Genomic DNA, 22,513 nt, shown 5'->3' with positions numbered 1-22,513 from the left:
GCCCGGCGGCCGGCGCCCGTCAGCCTGCCAGACAGGAGGGGCCGAGGAGTGCCTTCAGGTCGCCGAAGAGCGCCGGGTCCGACGTCACCCGGTGCCGGTCGAGGCGGAGCACGGTGGTGGTGCGGGAGCCCTGGAGCTTCACCCGTACCTCCGTGCCGCCGCGGTGCTGCGACAGCACCTCGCCCAGCTTCTCCACCAGCGGCGGGGTGACCTTGACCGTGGGGATCGTGATCGTCACCGGCGCGTTCGCGGACACCTCCGACAGGTCGGGGACGGCGAGTTCCATGGCGACCAGCCGCGGCACGTCCTCGCGCTTGTCGAGCCGTCCCTTGACGAACACGATGGCGTCCTCGACGAGTTGGGTGGAGACCAACTGGTAGGTGGCCGGAAAGAACATGCAGTCGATGGAGCCGCCGAGGTCCTCGACGGTGGCGATGGCCCAGGCGTTGCCCTGCTTGGTCATCTTGCGCTGCAGTCCGGAGATGATGCCGCCGATGGTGACGATGGCCCCGTCGGCGTGGTCACCCCCGTTGAGCGCCGCGATGGAGGCGTCCGCCTTGTCTCCCAGCACGTGCTCGATGCCGAAGAGGGGGTGGTCGGAGACGTAGAGGCCGAGCATCTCCCGCTCCTGGGCGAGGAGATAGGACTTCTCCCACTCCTCGTCGGTGAACTGCACGTCGAGCCCGAAGCCCGGCTCGTCCGCCGCGGCCTCCTCCCCCATGCCGCCGAAGAGGTCGAACTGCCCCTCCGCCTCCTTCCGCTTGACCGACACCACGTTGTCGATCATCGGCTCGTACTGCGCGGTGAGGCCCTTGCGGGTGTGCCCGAGGGCGTCGAACGCACCCGCCTTGATCAGCGACTCGACGGTGCGCTTGTTGCAGACGACGGCGTCGACCTTGTCGAGGAAGTCGGGGAACGACGCGTAGCGACCCTTGGCCTTGCGGTTGCGAACGATCGACTCCACCACGTTCTGCCCGACGTTGCGCACGGCCGTCAGACCGAACACGATCGTGTCATCACCGCGGGGAGTGAAGTTGGCGTCGGACTCGTTGACATCCGGCGGTAGCACCTTGATGCCCATCTTCCGGCACTCGTTCAGATAGACCGCCGACTTGTCCTTGTCGTCGCGCACGGACGTCAGCAGCGCGGCCATGTACTCGGCGGGATAGTTCGCCTTGAGATACGCCGTCCAATAGGAGACGAGGCCGTACGCGGAGGAGTGCGCCTTGTTGAACGCGTACCCCGCGAAGGGGACCAGGACGTCCCAGACGGCCTGGATGGCCTGGTCGCTGTAGCCCTTCTCGCGGGCGCCCTTCTGGAAGTTGACGAACTCGGCGTCGAGTACTTCCTTCTTCTTCTTGCCCATCGCCCGGCGCAGCAGGTCCGCCTGGCCCAGCGAATAGCCGGCGAGCACCTGCGCGGCCTTCTGCACCTGCTCCTGATACACGATCAGGCCGTAGGTGATGTCGAGGACCTCCTTCAGCGGTTCCTCGAGCTCCGGGTGGATCGGGGTGATCTCCTGCTGGCCGTTCTTGCGCAGCGCGTAGTTGATGTGCGAGTTCATGCCCATGGGACCCGGCCGGTACAGCGCCGAGACCGCGGAGATGTCCTCGAAGTTGTCGGGCTTCATCATGCGCAGCAGGGAGCGCATGGGCCCGCCGTCGAACTGGAAGACGCCGAGGGTGTCCCCGCGGCCCAGCAGTTCGAAGGTCGTGGGGTCGTCGAGCGGCAGCGACAGCAGCTCGATGTCCCGGCCCTTGTTCTGCTTCACCATCTTGACGGCGTCGTCCATGATGGTGAGGTTCCGCAGGCCGAGGAAGTCCATCTTCAGCAGGCCGAGCGATTCGCATGTCGGGTAGTCCCACTGCGTGATCGTCACCTGGTCGCTGTGCCGCACCCAGACCGGGACGTGGTCGACGATCGGCTCGCTGGACATGATCACGCCGGCCGCGTGCACGCCCATCTGCCGCACCAGGCCCTCGACGCCCCGCGCGGTGTCGATGACCTTCTTCACGTCCGGCTCGTTCTCGTACAGCCCGCGGACCTCGCCCGCCTCCGAGTACCGGGGGTGGTCGGGGTCGGTGATGCCGGAGAGCGGGATGCCCTTGCCGAGCACGTCGGCGGGCATGGCCTTGGTGATGCGGTCGCCCATCGCATACGGATACCCGAGCACCCGCGCGGAGTCCTTGATCGCGTTCTTCGCCTTGATCGTCCCGTACGTGCCGATCATCGCGACCTTGTCGGCACCGTACTTCTCCGTGACGTAGCGGATCACCTCCGCCCGCCTGCGCTCGTCGAAGTCGATGTCCACATCCGGCATCGACACCCGCTCCGGATTCAGGAACCGCTCGAAGATCAGCCCGTGCTCGATCGGATCCAGGTCCGTGATCCCCATCGCGTACGACACGATCGAACCCGCCGCCGAGCCACGGCCGGGACCGACCGCGATCCCCGCGTTCTTCGCCCACATGATGAAGTCCGCGACCACCAGGAAGTACCCCGGGAACCCCATCTGGATGATGACGTCCATCTCGTACTCAGACTGCCGCTGGCGGTCCTCCGGGACGCCGCCCGGGTAGCGGCGGGCCATGCCGCGGCGGACCTCCTCCTGGAACCAGGTGACCTCGCTGTAGCCGTCGGGCACCTCGAACCGGGGCATCAGGTCGCGCTTCTCGAACCACCCCGCGGTATCGATCTGCTCCGCCACCAGCAGCGTGTTCGCACACCCCTCCTGCCAGGCATCCGAGGAATCGACCGCATACATCTCCTCGGTCGACTTCAGGTAATAACCCGTCCCGTCGAACCTGAACCGGTCCGGATCAGAAAGATTCTTCCCCGTCTGAATACACAACAACGCATCATGCGCCCCCGCCTCCTGCGCATACGTGTAATGCGAGTCATTCGTCACCAGCGGGGGAATCCCCAGCTTCCGCCCGATCTCCAGCAGCCCGTCCCGCACCCGCCGCTCGATCTCGATCCCGTGATCCATCAGCTCCAGGAAATACCGCTGCTTCCCGAACACCTCCTGATACCACGCCGCCGCCGCCAGCGCCTCGTCGAACTGCCCCAGCCGCAACCGCGTCTGCACCTCACCCGAAGGACACCCCGTAGAAGCGATCAACCCCTCCGCATGCTCGGCGATCACCTCCTTGTCCATCCGCGGCCACTTCTGCAGCCACCCCTCCTTGTACGCATCAGACGACAACCGGAACAAATTATGCAAACCCGTACGGGAAGACGCCCAGATCGTCTTGTGCGTATACCCACCGGAACCCGACACGTCATCACGCTTCTGATGCGGCTGCCCCCACTGCACCTTCCGCTTGTTCCGCCGCGACTCCGGCGCCACATACGCCTCGATACCGATGATCGGCGTCACCCCAGCCGCCGACGCCTGCGCAAAAAAGTCATACGCACCATGAAGATTCCCATGATCCGTCATCGCGATATGCGACATCCCCATCTCACGGCACGCCGCGAACATATCCTTCAACCGCGCCGCCCCATCCAGCAGCGAATACTGCGTGTGCACATGCAGATGCGTAAAAGGCGGCTTGGCCACGACGGAGGACCTCCAGCAGACGGTGGGCGCGAGGGCTCGGGCAGGACGCTGGGAAGTCTAGGACGCGGCACTGACACCGCGGTCCCCCGGCCGTACTGAAGCCGGGCCTCCCCTTTAGCACCGGTTTACGGTCCGCCGTGGCAGAATCACGCACGATGGAACACGCAGCCGTAACGATCAGGGTGATGCGCGCGGCGGTCTTCACCGCGCTGTGCATCAGCCTGTCCGCGGGCGCCCACGTGCTGCTGTCCGCCAACCCTCTGCCCCTCGGCATGCTGGCCGCGCTCTCCGCCGGCGTCTTCGTCGTCGCCTTTCTGCTCGCCGGCCGCCGCGAGCGCGGCTACTGGAGCATCGCGGCCCTGCTCGTGCCGCTGGAGCTGGCGGCGGACACCGTCTTCACCACCGGCCAGCACACCTGCTACGGCCAGTCCGGCGGCCCCGTCGCGGGCTCCATGCGCTCCCTGGGGCTCGACCTCCTCTGCTCCGGCGAGTTCGGCACCCCGCTGGCCCGGATGACCGCCCGCGGCGAGGCCCTGGCCGGCACCGCCGCCAGCCCCTGGCTGCTGCTCGCCGCCCACGTCGGCGTCGGCCTGGTCGCCGCCGCCTGGCTGCGCCGCGGCGAGGCGGCCCTCGCCGGGCTGCTGCGCGCCGCCGCGGCCGTCGCCTTCCGGCCGCTGCTGCTGGCCGTCGCGATCGTCACCGTCGCCCCGGTGCGGAGCACCGGCCGCCCCGGCTGCAGGTCGGACCGTACCCGCGCCGTCCGCCCGCAGCCGCACCTGCTCCACTCGGTCCTGCGGCGTGGCCCGCCGTGCCCGGCCGCTGCCTGATCGGGCAGCCGGGCCGAAGAAGCACGGACACAGCCACACCGACCACCTAGGGACCTCCCACCATGAGCAAGCGAAACAGCCAGGAAGCCAAGCGGGCCGCGCGCGAGCGGCTGCGCATCGAGCGCGAGAAGCAGGCCAAGAAGGAGAAGGTGCGCCGGCAGCTCTTCGTCGGCGGTGCCGTCGTCGGTCTGCTGGCCGTCGTCGGCGGCGTCGCCTTCGCGGTGACCACGCTCGGCGGCGACGACGGCAGCGACAAGGACTGGGGCGCGGCGAAGAACGCCAAGCTCGTCCAGCCGGCGAACGCCGAGGGCGACAAGGGCACCGCCGTCGTGCTCGGCGGCAAGGACGCCGAGAAGACCGTCGACGTCTACGAGGACCTGCGCTGCCCCGCGTGCGCGCAGTTCGAGCAGCAGTTGGGCGAGCGGATCAAGAAGGGCGCCGAGGGCGACAAGTACCAGCTCCGCGTCCACCTCGGCGCGATCATCGACGGCAACTTCGGCGGCAACGGCTCCAAGAACGCCGCCAGCGCCCTGGGCGCCGCGCTGGACGTCAGCACCGAGGCGTTCAAGGAGTACCACGGCCTGCTCTACTCCGCGGACCACCACCCGGCGGAGAGCGAGGACAAGTTCGCCGACAACGAGTACCTGCTGGACGTCGCCAAGAACGTCGACGAGCTCAAGGGCAACAAGCAGTTCCAGAAGAACGTCGAAAAGGGCACGTTCGACAAGTGGGCCCTGGAGATGATCGACAGCTTCAACGACGCCGGCATCGAGGGCACGCCGACCATCAAGATCGACGGCAAGAAGGTCGAGAGCAACGCGCTCCCGGCCGAACTGGACAAGCTCGGCGCGTAGGACCCCGCGTCACGTGGCGGAGCGTACGTCCAGCTCCGCCACGAACGCGTCCGCCACCGGCCAGGCGGACTGCGCCGCCTCCGCGTCGTAGTCCGCCAGGCCCGGGTCGGTGAACAGGTGCCCCGCACCCGGGTACCGGAAGACCTCCACGTCGGCGCCGGCCCGGCCCATCCGCAGATACCAGGCCGTCAGCCAGTCGTGCGTCTCGTACGGGTCGGGGTCGGCCACGTGCAGTTGCACCGGCAGCTCGCCGGAGGCCGCCGTGGCCCCGTCCGCGATGTCGGACGTCCCGTGCATCAGCAGCAGCCCGCGCGCGTGCCGGTCGGCGAGCGCCAGGTTCTGCGCCAGCGCGCCGCCGAGCGAGAAGCCCGCGTACAGCACCCCGCCCGCCGAGTGCGGCGCCGCGGCCTTCACGGCCCGCGCCAGCAGCTCGTCCGTGCCGATCTCGTCCCTGACCTCCAGCCCCTCCTCCTCCGTCGCCGGCGTACGCCCCTCGTAGAGGTCGGGCACGATCACCTCGTGCCCGGCGGCGCGCCAGCGCTCCGCGGTCTCGTGCACGGCCGGACGCACTCCGTACATGGAGTGGAAGAGCAGAATCGTCATGCGCCCATCGTGGCAGATACGGTCGGGAAGGTCCGCGTACGAAGGAGGCTCACGTGTCCACCGAGGATGTGCTCCGGCCCGTCCTGGTCATCGGCGGCGCCGTGGCGGTCACCGCGATCGCCGGGGTCGTGGTCGACCTGCTGCTGCGCCGTGCCGACGCCCGGCACCCCGAGACCCCGATATGGGGCCTGCTGCGTAGCTGCCGGGCGCCGCTGCTGTCCGCCCTGCTGACGTCGATCCTGCTGGGCACGTACAAGCGCGCGGACCTGGCGCACAGCGACGACAGCCGGGCGATCGTCACCCGCGTGCTGACGCTGCTCCTGATCGCGTCCCTGGCGTGGCTGCTGACGAAGGTGCTCGCGGTCGCCGTGGAGCTGACGTACCACCGCTACAAGGCCAAGGCCCGCGACTCCGCCCGCCGCAGGCGGGTGCGCACGCAACTCACGCTGATCCAGCGCGTGGTGGTGTTCGTCATCTGCACCGTCGCGGTGGCCTCCATGCTGCTGACGTTCCCCCAGATGCGGGCGGTGGGCACCTCGATGCTCGCCTCCGCCGGCGTCATCGGCATCATCGCGGGCATCGCCGCACAGTCGACGCTGGGCAACCTCTTCGCGGGGCTGCAGATTGCCTTCGGCGACCTGGTGCGCATCGGCGACACGGTCGTCGTGGAGGGCGAGTGGGGGACGGTCGAGGAGATCACGCTGACGTTCCTGACGGTGAAGACCTGGGACGAGCGCCGCATCACCATCCCCGTCTCGTACTTCACCAGCCAGCCCTTCGAGAACTGGTCGCGCGGCGGCCCCGAGCTGACCGGCACGGTCTTCTTCCACCTGGACCACACCACGCCCGTACGCGCGCTGCGCGAGCGGCTGCACGAGGTGCTGCTGGGCTGCGCGCACTGGGACGGCCGCGGCTGGAGCCTGGTGGTCACGGACACCACGCCGACCACGATGCAGGTACGGGCGCTGGCCACCGCGCGGGACGCGGACGCGCTGTGGGACCTGCGGTGCATGGTGCGCGAGGAACTGATCACCTGGCTGCGGGAGAAGCACCCGTACGCGCTGCCGAAGGTGATGACGGCACAGGCCCCGCTAGACGGCGCCGCGGAGCGTCCGGACGTCGAGGTGCCGTAGGACGCGGTCGACGATCTCGGGGTCGTAGCCCTCGCTGCGGGCGGCGAGCAGCTCGTGCCGGGCCGCGGACAGCAGCTCCCCGGTGATCTTCCGGCCGGTGCGCAGCCGCTCCAGACGCTGGGCGTGCGCCTCGCGGCGGTCCTCGTCCACGAGGTCCGGGTAGAGCCGGGTGGCGATGCCGTACGCGGCCCGCTGCAACTGCTCCGCCATCTCCTCCGGCAGCTCCTGCACCTGCTCGATCTCCGCCAGCCGCGCCCGCGCCGCCTTCGCGGCGCGCAGCGCCAGTTGGCGCTCCAACTGCCGCTCGGCCTCGGTGTCGGCGGCCACGTCGAGCCGCCGGACCAGCCAGGGCAGCGTCAGACCCTGGCAGACCAGGGTGGCGAGGACCACGGCGAAGGCGATGAACAGCAGGTCGCTGCGGTGCGGGAACGGGCCGCCGCCCTCCACGGTGACCGGGATGGCGAGCACCAGCGCCACCGAGGCCACGCCCCGCATTCCCGACCACCACATGACGACGGTCTCCCGCCAGGTCGTGGGGATCTCCTCGTCCTCGTCCGGGTGCCCGCCGCGCTGGTGCAGCCGCTGCGCCAGCGCGGCGGCGGGCAGCAGCCACAGCAGCCGTACGGCCACGACCACGCCGACGACGGCGGCGGCCGCGCCCATCAGCGCGCCGTTGAAGTCGCCGGAGGCGACGACGGTGTGCAGTTCGAGCCCGATCAGGCCGAAGGCGATGCCGGTGACGAGGGTGTCCACGACGTCCCAGAAGCTGCGCTCCGCGAGCCGGCCGAGGACGTCGTCGGGGTCCGTGGCGTACTCCGACAGGTACAGCGCGGTGACGAGCACCGCCAGCACCCCCGAGCCCCTGAGCTCGTCCGCCAGCACGTACGCGGCGAACGGCACCAGCAGCGTGCAGCCGATCTTCAGGGTGGGGTCGTCGAGCAGCCGCATCAGCCGCTCCGCCGCCCAGCCGAGGCCGAAGCCCACGGCGAGCGCGACGACGGTGGACAGCGCCAGCAGCCCCGCGGCGCCGGCCACCGAGAAGCTGCCGGAGACGGTCGCGGCGATCGCCACGTGGTACAGCACGATCGCCGTGACGTCGTTGAACAGCCCCTCGCCCTCCAGGATCGACACCAGCCGCCGCGGCAGCCCCAGCGACCCGGCGATGGACGTGGCGGCGATCGGGTCGGGCGGCGCCACCAGCGCGCCCAGCACCACCGCGGCGGCCAGCGGCAGCCCCGGGAGGACGGCGTGCACGGTGGCCGCGACGGCGGCGGTGGTGACGAAGACCAGCGCGACGGCGAGCAGCAGGATGGGCCGTACGTTGTGCGCGAACTGCCGCCAGGAGGTGCGCTGCACGGCCGCGTAGAGCAGCGGGGGCAGCACCAGGGGCAGGATGAACTGGGGCGGGATCTCGACGTTCGGCACGAAGGGCAGCAGCGCCAGCACCCCGCCGAGCAGCGTCATCAGCACCGGCGCCGGCAGCCCGAGCCACTGGGCGACGGGGATGGTGACCAGGGCGCCGAGTACCAGGGTCAGCAGCAGCGTGAGCTGGTCCATGGGCGTCGCGCCGCCGGGGTCGTCAGGCGCTGTCCGCGCGTACGGTGTCCAGGGCCTGCCGCAGATCCTCGGGGTAGTCCGACTCGAACTCCACCCACCGGCCGTCCTCGGGGTGTTCGAAGCCGAGCCGTACGGCGTGCAGCCACTGCCGGTCCAGCCCGAACCGCTTGGCGAGCACGGGATCGGCGCCGTAGGTCAGGTCGCCGACGCACGGGTGCCGGTGGGCGGACATGTGCACGCGGATCTGGTGGGTGCGGCCCGTCTCCAGCTTGATGTCGAGCAGGCTGGCGGCTCGGAACGCCTCCACCAGGTCGTAGTGCGTGACGCTGGGCTTGCCGTCGGCGACGACGGCCCACTTGTAGTCGTGCACGGGGTGGCGGCCCACGGGGGCGTCGATGGTGCCGCTGAGCGGGTCGGGGTGGCCCTGGACCAGCGCGTGGTAGCGCTTGTCGACCGTACGCTCCCGGAACTGCTGCTTCAGCAGCGTGTACGCCCGCTCCGACTTGGCCACCGCCATCAGCCCCGAGGTGCCGACGTCCAGCCGGTGCACCACGCCCTGCCGCTCGGCGGCGCCGGAGGTGGAGATGGCGTACCCCGCGGCGGCAAGGCCGCCGACGACGGTGGGGCCGCTCCAGCCGGGGCTGGGGTGGGCGGCGACGCCGACGGGCTTGTCCACGACGACCACGTGGTCGTCGTCGTAGACGACGGCCATCCCGGGCACCGGCTCGGCGACGACCCGCACCGGCGCCGGCGGCGCCGGCATCTCGACCTCCAGCCAGGCGCCCGCCGTCACCCGGTCCGACTTCCCGGCCTCCCGGCCGTCGACGAGGACCTTGCCGGCGCCGGCCAGCTCGGCGGCCTTGGTCCTGGAGAACCCGAACATCCGGGCGAGCGCGGCATCGAGCCGCTCGCCTTCGAGGCCGTCGGGTACGGGCAGGGTGCGGATCTCGGGCATGGTACTCACCCGGGAAGTATCGCAGGCGCGTACGGGCGTCCCGGTCAGCCGCGGTGGATCGTGCCGTCGGGGTCGAGGCCGCGGAAGGACAGGATCACGATGAGGATGCCGCCGCAGACGATCGCGGAGTCGGCGAGGTTGAAGACCGCGAAGTGCTCGGGGGCGATGAAGTCCACCACGTGGCCCTCGAAGAAGCCCGGGGAGCGGAAGAGCCGGTCGGTGAGGTTGCCGAGCGGGCCGCCGAGCAGCAGGCCGAGCGCGATGGCCCAGGGCAGGCTGTAGAGCTTGCGCGCCAGCCGGGCGATGACGCCGATGACGATGACCGCGATCAGCGTGAAGATCACGGTCATCGACTCGCCGATGCCGAACGCCGCGCCGGCGTTGCGGACGACCTGGAAGCGCAGCAGGTCGCCGACGACCTCGACGGAGCGGTTGTCCGGCTCCAGTTGGGCCACCACGATCAGCTTCGTGACGAGGTCGAGGGCGTAGACGAGGGCGGCGACGCCGAGCAGCACGCCGATGCGGCGGGGCCCGCGGGCCGCCTCCTCCGACGCGCCGTCCCCGGCCTCCGCGGCCTTGTCGCCCGCGGAAGCCCTGCCGGCCGGGTCGGCGGTGTCGGCGTCGGCCACGGCCTTCCCGTCCGCCGCGGGGGCTGCCTCGTCCTCCCCGCGGGGCTCCGTGGCGTCCCCGCTGATCCGCTCCGCCTCTGTCACGTGTGTGCCCTCCGGTGCGCTGACTGGGTCGAGCGTACGACACCCTCGTACGAGCCGTCGCACCACAGCCCGTAACCACCGCCGACCGGCCCCGTCAGCGCCTCCGGCGATCCCTCAGCGGCGCTCCTGCCGCTGCTTGCACTCCACGCACAGGGTGGCCCGCGGGAACGCCTGCATCCGCGCCTTGCCGATCGGCTTGCCGCAGGACTCGCAGCGTCCGTACGTGCCGTCCTCCAGCCGGACGAGGGCGCGCTCGGTCTGCACCAGCCGCTCCCTGGCGCCGGCGGCGAGCGCCATCTCGTGCTCGCGCGAGATGTTCTTCGTCCCCGTGTCGGCCTGGTCGTCCCCGGCGCCGCCGCCGGAGTCGCGCATCAGCCCGCTGACGGCCTCCTCGGAGGCGCGGATCTCCGAGCGCAGGCTCGCGACCTCGTCCAGCAGGCCCTGGCGGGCCTCCTCGATCTCCTCGGGAGTCCAGGGGTCCTCCCCCGGACGCACGGCCAGCTCCCCCGGCTCGGCCGGGGCTGCCGTCCCGCCCGCCGCCTCGGCGACCGGGGCCTCCACCACCTGCGTCTTCTTTGCGACCACCGTCTTGGCTCCCGTCTTCTTCCCCGGAGACGTCCTGGCGGACGTCTTCTTGGCCGCCGCCTTCTTCGCCGGCTTACGCGCCGGGGCGGCGGCCCGTGCCGCGGTTCTCCTCGCGGGCTCGGTCCCTGCGGCCGGCGCCTTCCTGGCCGCGGCCTTCTTCGCGGGCGGCGACTCCTGCGCGGGGGCGGCCGCGCCGGCCGCCTCCGCGGTCGCCGCCGTCTTCTTCCCCGCTGTCTTCTTCGTGACTTTCTTCGTGACCTTCTTCGCGGCCTGCTTCTTCGCCGCCCGCTTCCCCGGGGCCGTGGCCCGGCCCGCGGCGGCCTGCTGCGCCGGCGCCTTCTTTGCCGCCTGCTTCGCCGTGGTCTTCTTCGCTGTGGACTTCTTCGCCGCCGGCGCGGTCTTCTTCGCAACCATGGCCGGGACCCCTTCACATATTGTGATCTTGTTCGCGAACGGTGCCGGAACGATAAATCGACACTGGGTCCGCGGCAACAGGGCACGCCATGGCTGACCGGTCTCAAAACGTTGTGCCCAGCCCCGCGCCGGGTAATCCCGGGCTTCCGCTCGCACGTGCGGTTTGCCGGCACTGGGCCGAACGGCCCAGCGTCCCCGCCGCGGAAACCCGGTCGGCGGCGCGTACCCCGGGGCCGTACACTGTCGGCAGCGACAGGCGTGGATGGGGACGAGTAGCTCCGTACGCAGCCGAGGAGCGACCCGGGGACGGTGCGAGCCCGGGCGGCGTGCACGGAGCGAAGATCACCCCGGAGCCGCCGGAGGAAAGCCCCCGGGCGAGTAGAACCGGCAGCCGCTGCCCCAATGAGGGGGCGGTGGGCGCGCCGCGCGCGCTCCGCCGCCAAGGAGGGTGGTACCGCGGGAGCCCCGGCTCTCGTCCCTCCGGTTCGGCCGTAAGCACGCCAGCCGGAGGAAGAGTCCCCGATGACCAACCCCCTGTACCGCCCGGTACCCGCCCAGGTCGACCTGCCCGCCCTCGAACACGCCGTGCTCGACTTCTGGCGCGAGCAGAAGGTCTTCGCCCGCTCCCTGGAGCAGTCGGAGGGCCGGCCCGAGTGGGTCTTCTACGAGGGTCCGCCCACCGCCAACGGCATGCCGGGCGCCCACCACATCGAGGCCCGCGTCTTCAAGGACGTCTTCCCGCGCTTCCGCACGATGCGCGGCTACCACGTGGCACGCAAGGCCGGCTGGGACTGCCACGGGCTGCCGGTGGAGCTGGCCGTGGAGAAGGAGCTGGGCTTCAACGGCAAGCAGGACATCGAGGCGTACGGCATCGCCGAGTTCAACGACAAGTGCCGCGCCTCGGTCCAGCGGCACACGGACGCCTTCGCCGAGCTGACCGAGCGGATGGGCTACTGGGTCGACCTGGACGACGCGTACTGGACGATGGACTCCGAGTACGTGGAGTCCGTCTGGTGGTCGCTGAAGCAGATCTTCGACAAGGGCCTGCTCGTCCAGGACTACCGGGTCTCCCCCTGGTGCCCGCGCTGCGGCACCGGCCTGTCCGACCACGAGCTGGCGCAGGGGTACGAGACCGTCGTCGACCCCTCGGTCTACGTCCGCTTCCCCCTCACCTCAGGACCGCTGGCCGGCGAGGCGGCGCTGGTCATCTGGACCACCACGCCGTTCTCGCTCACCGCCAACTTCGCGGTCGCGGCCCACCCGGAGGTCACCTACGTCGTCGCCACCGACGGCAACGAGAAGGTGGTCGTCGCCGAGCAGTTGGTCGGCAAGGCGCTGGGCGAGGGGTGGGAGACGACGGGGCAGTCGTTCACCGGTGCCGAGATGGAGCGCTGGACGTACCGGCCCCCCTTCGACCTGGTGGCCCTCCGGGACGCGCACTACGTGGTCAACGCCGACTACGTCACCACCGAGGACGGCACCGGCCTGGTCCACCAGGCCCCGTTCGGTGAGGACGACTTCAAGGTCTCCCGCCAGTACGGCATCGAGGTCGTCGTCCCCGTGCGCGCGGACGGTACCTTCGGAGAGGAGCTACCGCTCGTCGGCGGGCAGTTCTTCAAGAAGGCCGACGAGACGCTCGTCGGCGACCTCGACGCCCGCGGCCTGCTCTTCCGCCACGAGCCGTACGAGCACAGCTACCCGCACTGCTGGCGCTGCCACACGCCCCTGCTCTACTACCCGCAGCCCTCCTGGTACATCCGCACCACCCGCGTCAAGGACGCCCTGCTGCGCGAGAACGAGCGGACGAACTGGCACCCGGACTCCGTCAAGCACGGCCGCTACGGCGACTGGCTCGACAACAACGTCGACTGGGCCCTGTCCCGCAACCGCTACTGGGGCACCCCGCTGCCCATCTGGCGCTGCGCCGAGGACCACCTCACCTGCGTCGGCTCCCTGGCCGAGCTCACCGAGCTGACCGGCACCGACCAGTCGTCCCTGGACCCCCACCGCCCGTACATCGACGAGATCGGCTTCACCTGCCCCGCCGACGGCTGCACGCTGCGCGCGGAGCGGGTGCCCGAGGTCATCGACGCCTGGTACGACTCGGGCTCGATGCCCTTCGCGCAGTGGGGCTACCCGTACAAGAACCGGGACGTCTTCGAGGCCCGCTACCCCGCGCAGTTCATCTGCGAGGCCATCGACCAGACCCGCGGCTGGTTCTACACGCTGATGGCCATCGGCACGCTCGTCTTCGACAAGTCCTCGTACGAGAACGTGGTCTGCCTCGGCCACATCCTCGCCGAGGACGGCCGCAAGATGTCCAAGCACCTGGGCAACATCCTGGAGCCCATCCCGCTCATGGACCGGCACGGCGCCGACGCCGTGCGGTGGTTCATGGCCGCCGGCGGCTCGCCCTGGGCGGCCCGCCGGGTCGGCCACGGCACGATCCAGGAGGTCGTGCGCAAGACCCTGCTGACGTACTGGAACACGGTGTCCTTCCAGGCGCTCTACGCCCGCACGGCCGGCTGGGCGCCGTCGGCCGCCGACCCGGCGCCCGCGGACCGGATGCTGCTGGACCGCTGGCTGCTCGGCGAGCTGGACGCGCTGACGGCCCGGGTGACCGACGCCCTCGACGCCTACGACACCCAGCGCGCCGGCAAGCTGCTGTCCGCCTTCGTCGACGACCTGTCCAACTGGTACGTGCGCCGCTCCCGGCGGCGCTTCTGGCAGGGCGACCCGGCGGCGCTGCGCACGCTCCACGACGTACTGGAGACCGTGACCCGCCTGCTGGCCCCGGTGGTGCCGTTCATCACCGAGCGGGTCTGGCAGGACCTGGTGGTGCCGGTGGTGCCGGACGCCCCCGGCTCGGTGCACCTGGCGACGTGGCCGGAGCCGGCCGGCTCGGGCGCCACGGCGTACGACCCGGAGTTGTCGCGGCAGATGCAGCTCGTCCGGCGCCTGGTGGAGCTGGGCCGGGCGTCGCGGGCGGAGTCCGGGGTGAAGACCCGCCAGCCGCTGTCGCGGGCGCTGGTGGCCGCCGCGGGCTTCGCGGCGCTGCCCGAGGAGCTGCGCGCGCAGATCACCGAGGAGCTGAACGTCACCGCGCTCGCGACGCTGTCCGACGCCACCGGCGGCGCGGCCGGCGGCTCGCTGGTGGACACCACCGCGAAGGCCAACTTCCGCGCGCTGGGCAAGCGGTTCGGCAAGCGGGTGCAGGACGTGGCGAAGGCCGTCGCGGCGGCGGACGCGGCGGCGCTGTCGGCCGCGCTGCGCGACGGCGGCGGCGCGACGGTGGAGGTCGACGGCGAGACGGTGACGCTCTCCGCGGAGGAGGTCATCATCACGGAGACCCCGCGGGAGGGCTGGTCGGTGGCCTCCGACTCGGGCGCGACGGTGGCGCTGGACCTGGAGATCACTCCGGAGCTGCGCCGCGCGGGCCTGGCCCGCGACGTGATCCGGCTGATCCAGGAGGCGCGGAAGAACTCCGGCCTGGACGTCGCGGACCGGATCCGGCTGCGCTGGTCGACGACGGACGCCGAGGTCCGCCAGGCGCTGACGGACCACGCCGGGCTGATCGCGGAGGAGGTCCTGGCGACGGACTTCGCCGCGGGCGAGGCGGCGGAAGCCGAGGGCTACGGCGAGCCGTTCACCGACGAGCCGCTGTCCCTGATCTTCCGGCTCGTACGGGCCTGACCCGGAACCGCACCGGCGGCGCCCCGTTCCCGTGCACGCACGGGGGCGGGGCGCCGTCCGCGTCGGCGGTCCGCCCCGCGCCCGTCACCGATCCGCTCCGCCCGCCTTCGCCGCTCCGGCCCCGTATACGGGCACGCAAAGGGCCGGGCCCCGCGGCGAGCGTTCCGCGGGACCCGGCCCTTTGCGATATGCCGACGGCCGTCAGGCCGTGCTCAGTTGTCGTCCTCGTCGATGAGGAAGCCGCGCATCGGCGACGGCGGCTGCTGCATCGGACCGCCCTGGGGGCGCACCGGCGCCATGGGCTGCGTCATGGCCGGGGACATCTGCTGCTGGCTGCCGTACGACGGGGCGCCGGCCGGCGGCTGCCGGGTCGGCATGCCCTGCTGGCCGCCCATCGAACCGCCGCCCATCGAACCGCCGCCCATGCTCGGGGGGCCGCTCATGGCACCGGCGCCGGCCGGGGCCATCGAAGGCGTCGGCGCGGGCGCCGCCGCCGCGGGCAGCGAGGCCGCCGCGGGCGTACGGGGCGGGGCCAGGGAGTCGTCCGCCTGGTTCTCCAACTGGCGGAGCTGGGACTCCAGGTACGACTTCAGCCGGGTGCGGTACTCGCGCTCGAAGCCGCGCAGGTCCTCGACCTTGCGCTCCAGCGTGGCGCGCGCGGACTCCAGGGAGCCCATCGCCACGCGGTGCTTCTCCTGCGCGTCCCGCTCCAGGGCGTCGGCCTTGGCACGCGCGTCGCGCTCCAGACCCTCGGCGCGGCTGCGGGCCTCGCCGACGATCTTGTTGGCCTCGGCGCGGGCCTCGGCGATCGCCTGGTCGGCGGTCTGCTGGGCCAGCGAGAGCACCCGGGCGGCGCTGTCACCGCCGACGGGACCGCCCTGCTGCGGGCCGGGCGGCCCGACGTGCTGCTGCGGCGGCGGGCCGCCGACGTGCTGCTGCGGGGGGCCGCCGTGCGGGGCGTGCACCGGACCGCCGGGGCCGCCGGGACCGCCCGGGCCACCCGGACCGCCGGGGCCCATCGGGCCGGGGCCGTGCGGACCGTGACCGGGAGGGCCGCCGTGGCCACCGGGCCCACCCGGGCCCATGCCGCCGGGACCTGCGGGCAGCTGGGGTGCGCCGGAAGGCAACTGAGGCGGGCCGCCCTGCGGCGGGCCCATCTGCTGCGGCGGCACCGGCTGCGGGCCCGATATGGCGGCGGGCACCGGCCCGCCGTGTCCGGGGGGTCCCGGCCGGTCCTGCGGCTCGGGGCCCTTGCGCATCCCCTGGTTCTGCGCCGCGGCCCGGGTCGCCGCGGCCAGCTTGGCCCGCAGGTCCTCGTTCTCGCGGAGCAGCCGGGTCAGTTCGGCCTCGACCTCGTCGAGGAACGCGTCGACTTCGTCCTCGTCGTAGCCCTCTCGGAGTCGGACGGTCGTGAACTGCTTGTTCCGCACGTCCTCGGGGGTCAGCGGCATTTCTTCACCTCAACGTAGTCATCGGCGACATCGGCATATCGACACTCTCCGTTCCGCTTCATCATCACCTCGCCCCGCCCACCACGGTGAGCAGGATGTAGACGATGATCATCAGGACGAAGAAGGACAGGTCCAGCGCCACGCCCCCTAGACGCAGTGGCGGAATGAACCGCCGCAGGAGCTTGAGTGGTGGATCCGTGACCGTGTAGGCGCCCTCAAGCAACACCACCATGACTTTGCCCGGCTCCCATGAGCGGGCGAACATGAACACGTAGTCCATGATCAACCGGAAGATCAGCACGATCAGGAAAACGAACAGCGCGATGTAGATCACTTGAAGCGCGACGTCCATCTCGCTGTGGTCCTCTCCCCTTCGCGTTCCGGCCCCACGGCCGCTCGCACAGTGTTGCTTGGCTCAGCTTTGGTTGAAGAACCCGCCCTCTGCGATGCGGGCCTTGTCCTCCGCTGTTACGTCGACGTTAGCAGGCGACAACAGGAACACCTTCTGGGTCACGCGCTCGATGCTGCCGTGCAGGCCGAAGACGAGTCCAGCCGCAAAGTCGACAAGTCGCTTCGCGTCCGTGTCGTCCATCTCGGTCAAGTTCATGATCACAGGCGTGCCCTCGCGGAAGTGTTCCCCGATGGTACGTGCCTCGTTGTACGTACGCGGGTGGAGCGTCGTGATCCGGTAAGGCTCCCGTTCGGACACGACCTTGGGCATGATCACCGGCGCACTCTTCTCCAGGCTGGGACGGTCAGGTGTGATGGAAGACACGGGAGCGATTCGCCCCGAACGCCCCGATTCGGGCAGCAGTCCAGGTGAACGCCCCGCCGGCTCCCGGTCCGTGGGCCGCTCCCGCTGCGCCGGCGGCGAAGCGATCGCCCTCGGCGGCTCCTCCTGCTGCGGCGGCTGCGGGGCCTGGTGGCGGTGACGCCGCTCGGGCTCGGGCTCCGGCTCGAACTCGTCGTCGGGGTCGTACCCCGGGCCGTCGTACCCATCGTCCTCCACGAGGCCGAGGTAGACCGCCATCTTGCGCATTGCGCCGGCCATGCTCTACGCCCTCCGCTCTGCGGTGGATCGACCTTCGCCAGTGACGTGATCCACGCTGCCCTGCCTGAATTGACCGGGAATGAAGCTTATTTTCTACTGTCGTCCGACTCGTTTGGCGACGTTACCGGAGCTGAGGCCGGACTCCGAGTACCGCGGTGCCGACGCGTACGTGTGTCGCTCCTGCGGCAATTGCCTCCTCCAGGTCCCCGCTCATCCCCGCCGAGACCATGGTTGCACCGGGATGCGCGACGCGCAGGCGGGATGAGATTTCCATCAGCCGCCCGAACGCCGCCCGTTGCCGCCCCGCGTACGCCCCCGCCAGCGGCGCGACCGTCATCAGCCCGCAGAGCCGCAGCCCTTGGGCCGCCGCCACCGCGTCCGCGAGCGCCGGTACGTCGCCGGGCGCGAGGCCGCCGCGGTCCGCCGTCGCACCGCCGCCCGAATCCTCGCCGGGCGCCGTGTCCTTGTCGAGCGCCACCTGGAGCAGAACTCCCAGCTCGCGGCCCTCGCGCTCCGCGGCGGCGGCGAGCGCGGTGACCAGCCGGGGGCGGTCGACGGAGTGCACGTAGTCCGCGTAGCGGGCCACGGAGCGCGCCTTGTTGGTCTGCAACTGGCCCACGAAGTGCCACGTGAGCGGTGCGTCCGCGCCCCACTGCGCACACCAGGCGGCCTTGCCCGCGGCCTCCTGGTCGCGGTTCTCGGCCACGTGCCGTACGCCCAGGTCCGCCAGCAGCAGCACGTCGCTCGCCGGATAGGTCTTGGTCACGACGACGAGCGTGACCTCCTCGCGCGTGCGGCCCGCCGCGGCGCACGCGCCGGCGATACGTTCCTCCACCGCCGCCAGGTTCGCCGCCAACTCGCCCCGGCGCTCCGGGTCCGCTTCCTCCCGCACCCCGCTGTCCCCCGTGAAGTCGGCCATCATTCCCCGTCCAGCCAGACGTACCCCGCGTGTCTGCCCGTGGCGCCCTCGCGCCGGTACGAGAAGTGGTCCGCGGACTCCAGCGTGCACACGTCCGACACTGTGATCATTCCCACACCCAGCGCTTCCAACTGCGCGACCACACCCGCACGGATGTCCAGTGCCGGCGTCCCCCAACTCGTTGTCGCCCGCGCCGCCGGCACCTGCCCGGCGGCCTCCTCGCGCAGCGCCTCGGGGACCTCGTAGCAGCGCCCGCAGACGGCCGGTCCGAGGTGGGCGACGATCCGCGCCGGCTCGGCGCCCAGCCCCGCCATCGCCTCGACCGCGGCCCCGGCCACCCCGGCGACCATGCCGGGCCGGCCGGCGTGCGCGGCACCCGCCACCCCCGCGCCGGGGTCGGCGAGGAGCAGCGGTACGCAGTCGGCGCCGCGGGCGGCGAGCGGCACGCCCCGGGCGCGGGTGACGACGGCGTCCACGGCGGGCGGGGGCGCCTCGCCCCAGGGCCCGTCGACGACGGCGACGTCCCGCCCGTGCACCTGGTGCATCCACACGACCCGCGCGGGCTCCACCCCGAGCGAGCGGGCGGCCCGCTCGCGGTTGGCCGCGACGGCCGCCGCACTGTCGGAGGCGGCACCGGCGCCGACGGCGCCGCCGAGGTTCAGCTCCGCGTACGGAGCGGCGCTCACGCCGCCCCACCGGTCGGTGAAGGCGAAGTGAGCGCCGCCTGTCGAGTATGTCTGCCCTATCACGGGTCGTACGTTACGTGATCAACCCGCCGGTTACTTGAGGAAGTCCGGCACGTCCAGCTCCTCGGCCTCGCTGTCCTGGTACGGCCGGGCCGCAGGCACCTGCGGCGTGGCGGCCGGCGGGACGGGCGCCGGGGCGCTGTCCGCGGTGCTGTCGCCGGACAGGGAGCCGAGGCCGCTGAACGCGGGGCGCTCCGGCTCCGCGGACCGGGCCGGCCCGGTGTCCGCGACCGACTCGGCCGGGGACTCGTCGCGGCCGCCGTACGAGCCGAGGGCCTTGTCCCGGTTCTTCGACGGCAGTTGGCCGCCGTCGAAACCGGCGGCGATGACCGTGACGCGCACCTCGTCGCCGAGGGCGTCGTCGATCACGGCGCCGAAGATGATGTTCGCCTCCGGGTGGGCCGCCTCGCTGACGAGCTGGGCCGCCTCGTTGATCTCGAAGAGCCCGAGGTCCGAGCCGCCGGAGATGGACAGCAGCACGCCGCGGGCGCCGTCGATGGACGCCTCCAGCAGCGGCGAGGAAATCGCCATCTCGGCCGCGGCCACCGCGCGGTCGTCGCCGCGCGCCGAGCCGATGCCCATGAGCGCGGAACCGGCCTCCGACATCACGGACTTGACGTCCGCGAAGTCCAGGTTGATCAGGCCCGGGGTGGTGATCAGGTCGGTGATGCCCTGGACACCGGAGAGCAGGACCTGGTCCGCGGAGCGGAAGGCGTCGAGGACGCTCACCTGGCGGTCGGAGATCGACAGCAGCCGGTCGTTGGGGATCACGATGAGGGTGTCGACCTCGTCGCGCAGCGAGGCGATGCCGTCCTCGGCCTGGTTCGCGCGGCGCCGGCCCTCGAAGGTGAACGGGCGGGTCACGACGCCGATGGTGAGCGCGCCCAGCGAGCGGGCGATGTTCGCCACGACGGGCGCGCCGCCGGTGCCGGTGCCGCCGCCCTCGCCTGCCGTGACGAAGACCATGTCGGCGCCCTTGAGCACCTCCTCGATCTCCTCCCGGTGGTCCTCGGCGGCTTTGCGGCCGACATCCGGGTTGGCGCCCGCGCCGAGTCCGCGGGTCAGCTCGCGACCGACGTCGAGCTTGACGTCCGCGTCGCTCATCAGCAGTGCCTGCGCGTCGGTGTTGATCGCGATGAACTCGACGCCCTTGAGACCGACCTCGATCATCCTGTTGATGGCGTTGACGCCACCGCCGCCGATACCGACGACCTTGATGACCGCGAGGTAGTTCTGTGGTGCTGCCACGTCGAAGGCCTCTCGCCTCGAGTTACGTCTGCCGTTTGTGGGGGTCCCCGAACGCCGGTCGAACCCTAAGCGTGAAGTTTAGGGTTACCGCAGCATCCCGTACCTGGACTCTTGGAACGAGACACTAAGTCGACAAGGCTTCCGCGTTCAACGAACACGCCGAACCTCCCGTTTTTCTTTTCACCCTATGTGATCAGGCGTTGCGACCCCTCACGGGGGTCTGAACTGCGCATATGTGCGTCAACTCGACGACGCCGCCGGGGCGCTGGGAACGCTGACGTCGAAGTACCGCGCATCGCGCTCCGCATTCATGACCGCCGCGAGCGCCTTCGACTTCGCCGCGCCGCGCTCCGCGCTGCCCCACAGCACGGTGCGGCCTCCGGACAGCTCGAGCGTGACGGAGTCATATGAACGCACAAGGATAGTACGGGTGTCACGGCGCACGCTCTCGGAGAGCGCACCCGCGACCCGTACCGCGCTCTCGCGCAGCCGCTGCCTGCCGAAGCGGTCGAGGCTCGGTGAGTCCGCCACCTGCATCTCCACTATCGGCACGTTCTCGGGCGCCGTACGCACAGTGGCGAACCGCACACCCTCGTCGTCGACTTCCACGAAAGACTCCTCCTTGCGCAACAGCACCGCCGGCTGCCGCTCGGTGACCTTCACCGCGACCCGGTGCGGCCAGACGCGGTCGACGTCCACGGCACCGATACGCGGCAACTCCGCCGCCAGCCGGGCCTCGACCGCGTCCGTGTCGACGGTGGCCATCGGCACGTCCTCGGAGATCCGGGCCGCGTCCAGCACCTCGTCGGCGCTGAGCACGTCGGTGCCGGAGACCGTGACCTGCTCCACCCGCAGCCAGTTCGAGCCGTACAGGACCCAGCCGGCGAACCCGCCGAGCACGATCACCGCCAACAGCAGGGCGATCAGCACCCGACGGCCCGGCAGCCGCAGCCGCCGGCCGCGGCGGCCGGCCGGCCGCCGGGCGGCGGGCGGGCCGCTCGACCCGGCACCGCCGCCGCGTTCCTCGCGGCCGGCCACCGCCTTCTCGCGGACCGCTCCGGCCATCCCCGTACCCCCTTGACTGGTGTGGTGAGATCGCCGCGCCCTATGATCCCCGCCGGCCGTCCACAGCCTGGTACACCATGCCGACGAGGAGTTCGTCGGCATCCCTCCGGCCGAACTCCGCGGCGGCCCAGGACATCTCGTGCAGCCGCTGGCGGTTGGTGAGTACGGGCAGCACCTCCTGGCGCACCCAATCCGCCGTCAGCTCCGCGTCGTCGACCAGCAGTCCGCCGCCGGCCTTGACCACCGGCTGCGCGTTGAGCCGCTGCTCGCCGTTGCCGATGGGCAGCGGGACGTACGCGGCCGGGAGCCCGACCGCGGACAGCTCGGCGACCGTCATCGCGCCGGCGCGGCAGAGCATCATGTCGGCGGCGGCGTAGGCGAGATCCATCCGGTCCACGTAGGGCACGGGAATGTACGGCGGCATGCCGGGCATATTGTCGACCTGCGGCAGCTCGTTCTTCGGCCCGACGACGTGCAGGATCTGCACGCCGGAGCGCTGGAGGTACGGCGCCACCGATTCGACGACCTCGTTCAGCCGCCGGGCGCCCTGCGAGCCGCCGGAGACCAGCAGCGTCGGCAGGTTGGGGTTGAGCCCGAACGCGGCGCAGCCCTCGGCGCGCCTCGCGCCGCGGTCCAGGGTGGCGATGGAGCGGCGCAGCGGGATGCCGATGTAGTTCGCGTGCCGCAGTTTGCTGTCGGGTGTGGAGACCGCGACGAGCTTCGTGTAGCGCGAGCCGATCTTGTTGGCAAGCCCGGGGCGGGCGTTGGCCTCGTGCACCACGATCGGCACGCCGCGGCGCTTGGCCGCCAGATAGCCGGGCAGGGCGACATAGCCGCCGAAGCCGACGACGCAGTCGGCCTTCGTGCGCTCCAGCACCTCCTCGGCGGCCCTGATGGTCCCGCGCAGCCGTCCGGGGACGGTGATCAGCTCCGGCGTGGGCTTGCGCGGCAGGGGGACCGCGGGGATCAGCGCCAGTTCGTAGCCGCGCTCAGGGACCAGCCTGGTCTCGAGCCCGCGCTCGGTACCGAGCGCCGTGATGCCCACCGTCGGGTCCCGCCTGCGCAGGGCGTCGGCGAGGGCGAGCGCGGGCTCGATGTGGCCGGCGGTCCCCCCACCGGCGAGTACGACATGCACCG

General features: G+C 71.4%; 18 protein-coding genes. 4 read left to right on the top strand and 14 right to left on the bottom strand.

Annotated elements, in window-relative coordinates; translation table 11 throughout:
- Positions 1-19: 19 nt before the first annotated feature.
- Positions 20-3,562, bottom strand: coding sequence for a DNA polymerase III subunit alpha (dnaE, locus tag CXR04_RS28160; protein ID WP_101425039.1), 3,543 nt, complete (start codon positions 3,560-3,562; stop codon positions 20-22).
- 185 nt (positions 3,563-3,747) lie between these two features.
- Here dnaE and CXR04_RS28155 point away from each other — a divergent pair, with 185 nt between their 5' ends.
- Together CXR04_RS28155 and CXR04_RS28150 are read left to right on the top strand one after the other, a co-directional pair.
- Positions 3,748-4,389, top strand: coding sequence for a hypothetical protein (locus CXR04_RS28155; protein WP_101425038.1), 642 nt, complete (start codon positions 3,748-3,750; stop codon positions 4,387-4,389).
- 62 nt (positions 4,390-4,451) lie between these two features.
- Entirely contained in the window at positions 4,452-5,243 is a 792-nt protein-coding gene (locus CXR04_RS28150; RefSeq protein ID WP_101425037.1) for a thioredoxin domain-containing protein, read from the top strand.
- Positions 5,244-5,252: 9 nt separating this feature from the next.
- Here the strand turns inward: CXR04_RS28150 and CXR04_RS28145 are convergent, their stop codons facing one another.
- On the bottom strand, positions 5,253-5,846 hold the full coding sequence (locus CXR04_RS28145) for a dienelactone hydrolase family protein (RefSeq protein WP_101425036.1): 594 nt from the start codon (positions 5,844-5,846) through the stop codon (positions 5,253-5,255).
- A 53-nt stretch (positions 5,847-5,899) separates the two neighbouring features.
- Between CXR04_RS28145 and CXR04_RS28140 the strand changes: the two genes are divergently transcribed.
- Positions 5,900-6,979 carry a mechanosensitive ion channel family protein gene (locus CXR04_RS28140; protein ID WP_101425035.1) on the top strand — a complete coding sequence of 360 codons (1,080 nt, stop codon included), beginning with the start codon at positions 5,900-5,902 and terminating at the stop codon, positions 6,977-6,979.
- On the opposite strand, the gene CXR04_RS28135 is transcribed toward CXR04_RS28140, so the two are convergent.
- The 4 genes from CXR04_RS28135 to CXR04_RS28120 all read right to left on the bottom strand — a co-directional run bounded on the left by CXR04_RS28135 (position 6,938) and on the right by CXR04_RS28120 (position 11,203).
- Positions 6,938-8,536: a Na+/H+ antiporter gene (locus tag CXR04_RS28135; RefSeq protein ID WP_101425034.1), complete on the bottom strand. Its 1,599-nt coding sequence runs from the start codon at positions 8,534-8,536 to the stop codon at positions 6,938-6,940. The two genes, CXR04_RS28140 and CXR04_RS28135, sit on opposite strands and share 42 nt — an antisense overlap.
- Positions 8,537-8,558: 22 nt before the next feature.
- A complete protein-coding gene (locus CXR04_RS28130; RefSeq protein WP_101425033.1) occupies positions 8,559-9,500 on the bottom strand; it encodes an RluA family pseudouridine synthase in 942 nt (313 codons plus the stop codon).
- 35 nt (positions 9,501-9,535) lie between these two features.
- On the bottom strand, positions 9,536-10,204 hold the full coding sequence (gene lspA / locus CXR04_RS28125; RefSeq protein ID WP_101425032.1) for a signal peptidase II: 669 nt from the start codon (positions 10,202-10,204) through the stop codon (positions 9,536-9,538).
- A gap of 114 nt (positions 10,205-10,318) precedes the next feature.
- Positions 10,319-11,203, bottom strand: a complete 885-nt coding sequence (locus CXR04_RS28120; protein ID WP_101425031.1) for a TraR/DksA family transcriptional regulator — start codon at positions 11,201-11,203, stop codon at positions 10,319-10,321.
- Positions 11,204-11,725: 522 nt separating this feature from the next.
- On the opposite strand from CXR04_RS28120, the gene ileS reads away from it, so the two are divergent.
- Entirely contained in the window at positions 11,726-14,896 is a 3,171-nt protein-coding gene (ileS, locus tag CXR04_RS28115) for an isoleucine--tRNA ligase (protein WP_101425030.1), read from the top strand.
- Positions 14,897-15,108: 212 nt separating this feature from the next.
- Here the strand turns inward: ileS and CXR04_RS28110 are convergent, their stop codons facing one another.
- The 8 genes from CXR04_RS28110 to murG form a co-directional block, all read right to left on the bottom strand.
- Positions 15,109-16,347, bottom strand: coding sequence for a DivIVA domain-containing protein (locus CXR04_RS28110; RefSeq protein WP_101425029.1), 1,239 nt, complete (start codon positions 16,345-16,347; stop codon positions 15,109-15,111).
- 64 nt (positions 16,348-16,411) lie between these two features.
- Positions 16,412-16,699, bottom strand: coding sequence for a YggT family protein (locus tag CXR04_RS28105; protein WP_101425028.1), 288 nt, complete (start codon positions 16,697-16,699; stop codon positions 16,412-16,414).
- Between the two features lie 63 nt (positions 16,700-16,762).
- Complete coding sequence (locus tag CXR04_RS28100; protein WP_101425027.1) at positions 16,763-17,398, bottom strand: cell division protein SepF; 636 nt, start codon at positions 17,396-17,398, stop codon at positions 16,763-16,765.
- A gap of 121 nt (positions 17,399-17,519) precedes the next feature.
- Positions 17,520-18,317 carry a YggS family pyridoxal phosphate-dependent enzyme gene (locus tag CXR04_RS28095; protein ID WP_101425026.1) on the bottom strand — a complete coding sequence of 266 codons (798 nt, stop codon included), beginning with the start codon at positions 18,315-18,317 and terminating at the stop codon, positions 17,520-17,522.
- Positions 18,317-19,066: a peptidoglycan editing factor PgeF gene (pgeF, locus tag CXR04_RS28090; RefSeq protein WP_199850546.1), complete on the bottom strand. Its 750-nt coding sequence runs from the start codon at positions 19,064-19,066 to the stop codon at positions 18,317-18,319. Before pgeF ends, CXR04_RS28095 begins: the two co-directional genes overlap by 1 nt.
- Positions 19,067-19,096: 30 nt before the next feature.
- Positions 19,097-20,311 (bottom strand): cell division protein FtsZ, encoded by a 1,215-nt coding sequence (ftsZ, locus tag CXR04_RS28085; protein WP_101425025.1) that lies wholly within the window; start codon positions 20,309-20,311, stop codon positions 19,097-19,099.
- A 240-nt stretch (positions 20,312-20,551) separates the two neighbouring features.
- Positions 20,552-21,376 (bottom strand): cell division protein FtsQ/DivIB, encoded by an 825-nt coding sequence (locus CXR04_RS28080; RefSeq protein WP_101425024.1) that lies wholly within the window; start codon positions 21,374-21,376, stop codon positions 20,552-20,554.
- A 40-nt stretch (positions 21,377-21,416) separates the two neighbouring features.
- A complete protein-coding gene (gene murG, locus CXR04_RS28075) occupies positions 21,417-22,511 on the bottom strand; it encodes an undecaprenyldiphospho-muramoylpentapeptide beta-N-acetylglucosaminyltransferase (protein ID WP_101425023.1) in 1,095 nt (364 codons plus the stop codon).
- Positions 22,512-22,513: the final 2 nt, after the last annotated feature.

This window comes from Streptomyces sp. CMB-StM0423 (genome assembly GCF_002847285.1).
Taxonomy (GTDB): domain Bacteria; phylum Actinomycetota; class Actinomycetes; order Streptomycetales; family Streptomycetaceae; genus Streptomyces.
The sequence above is the reverse complement of the archived record's forward strand: the minus strand, read 5'-3'. Positions and strand labels throughout refer to the sequence as shown.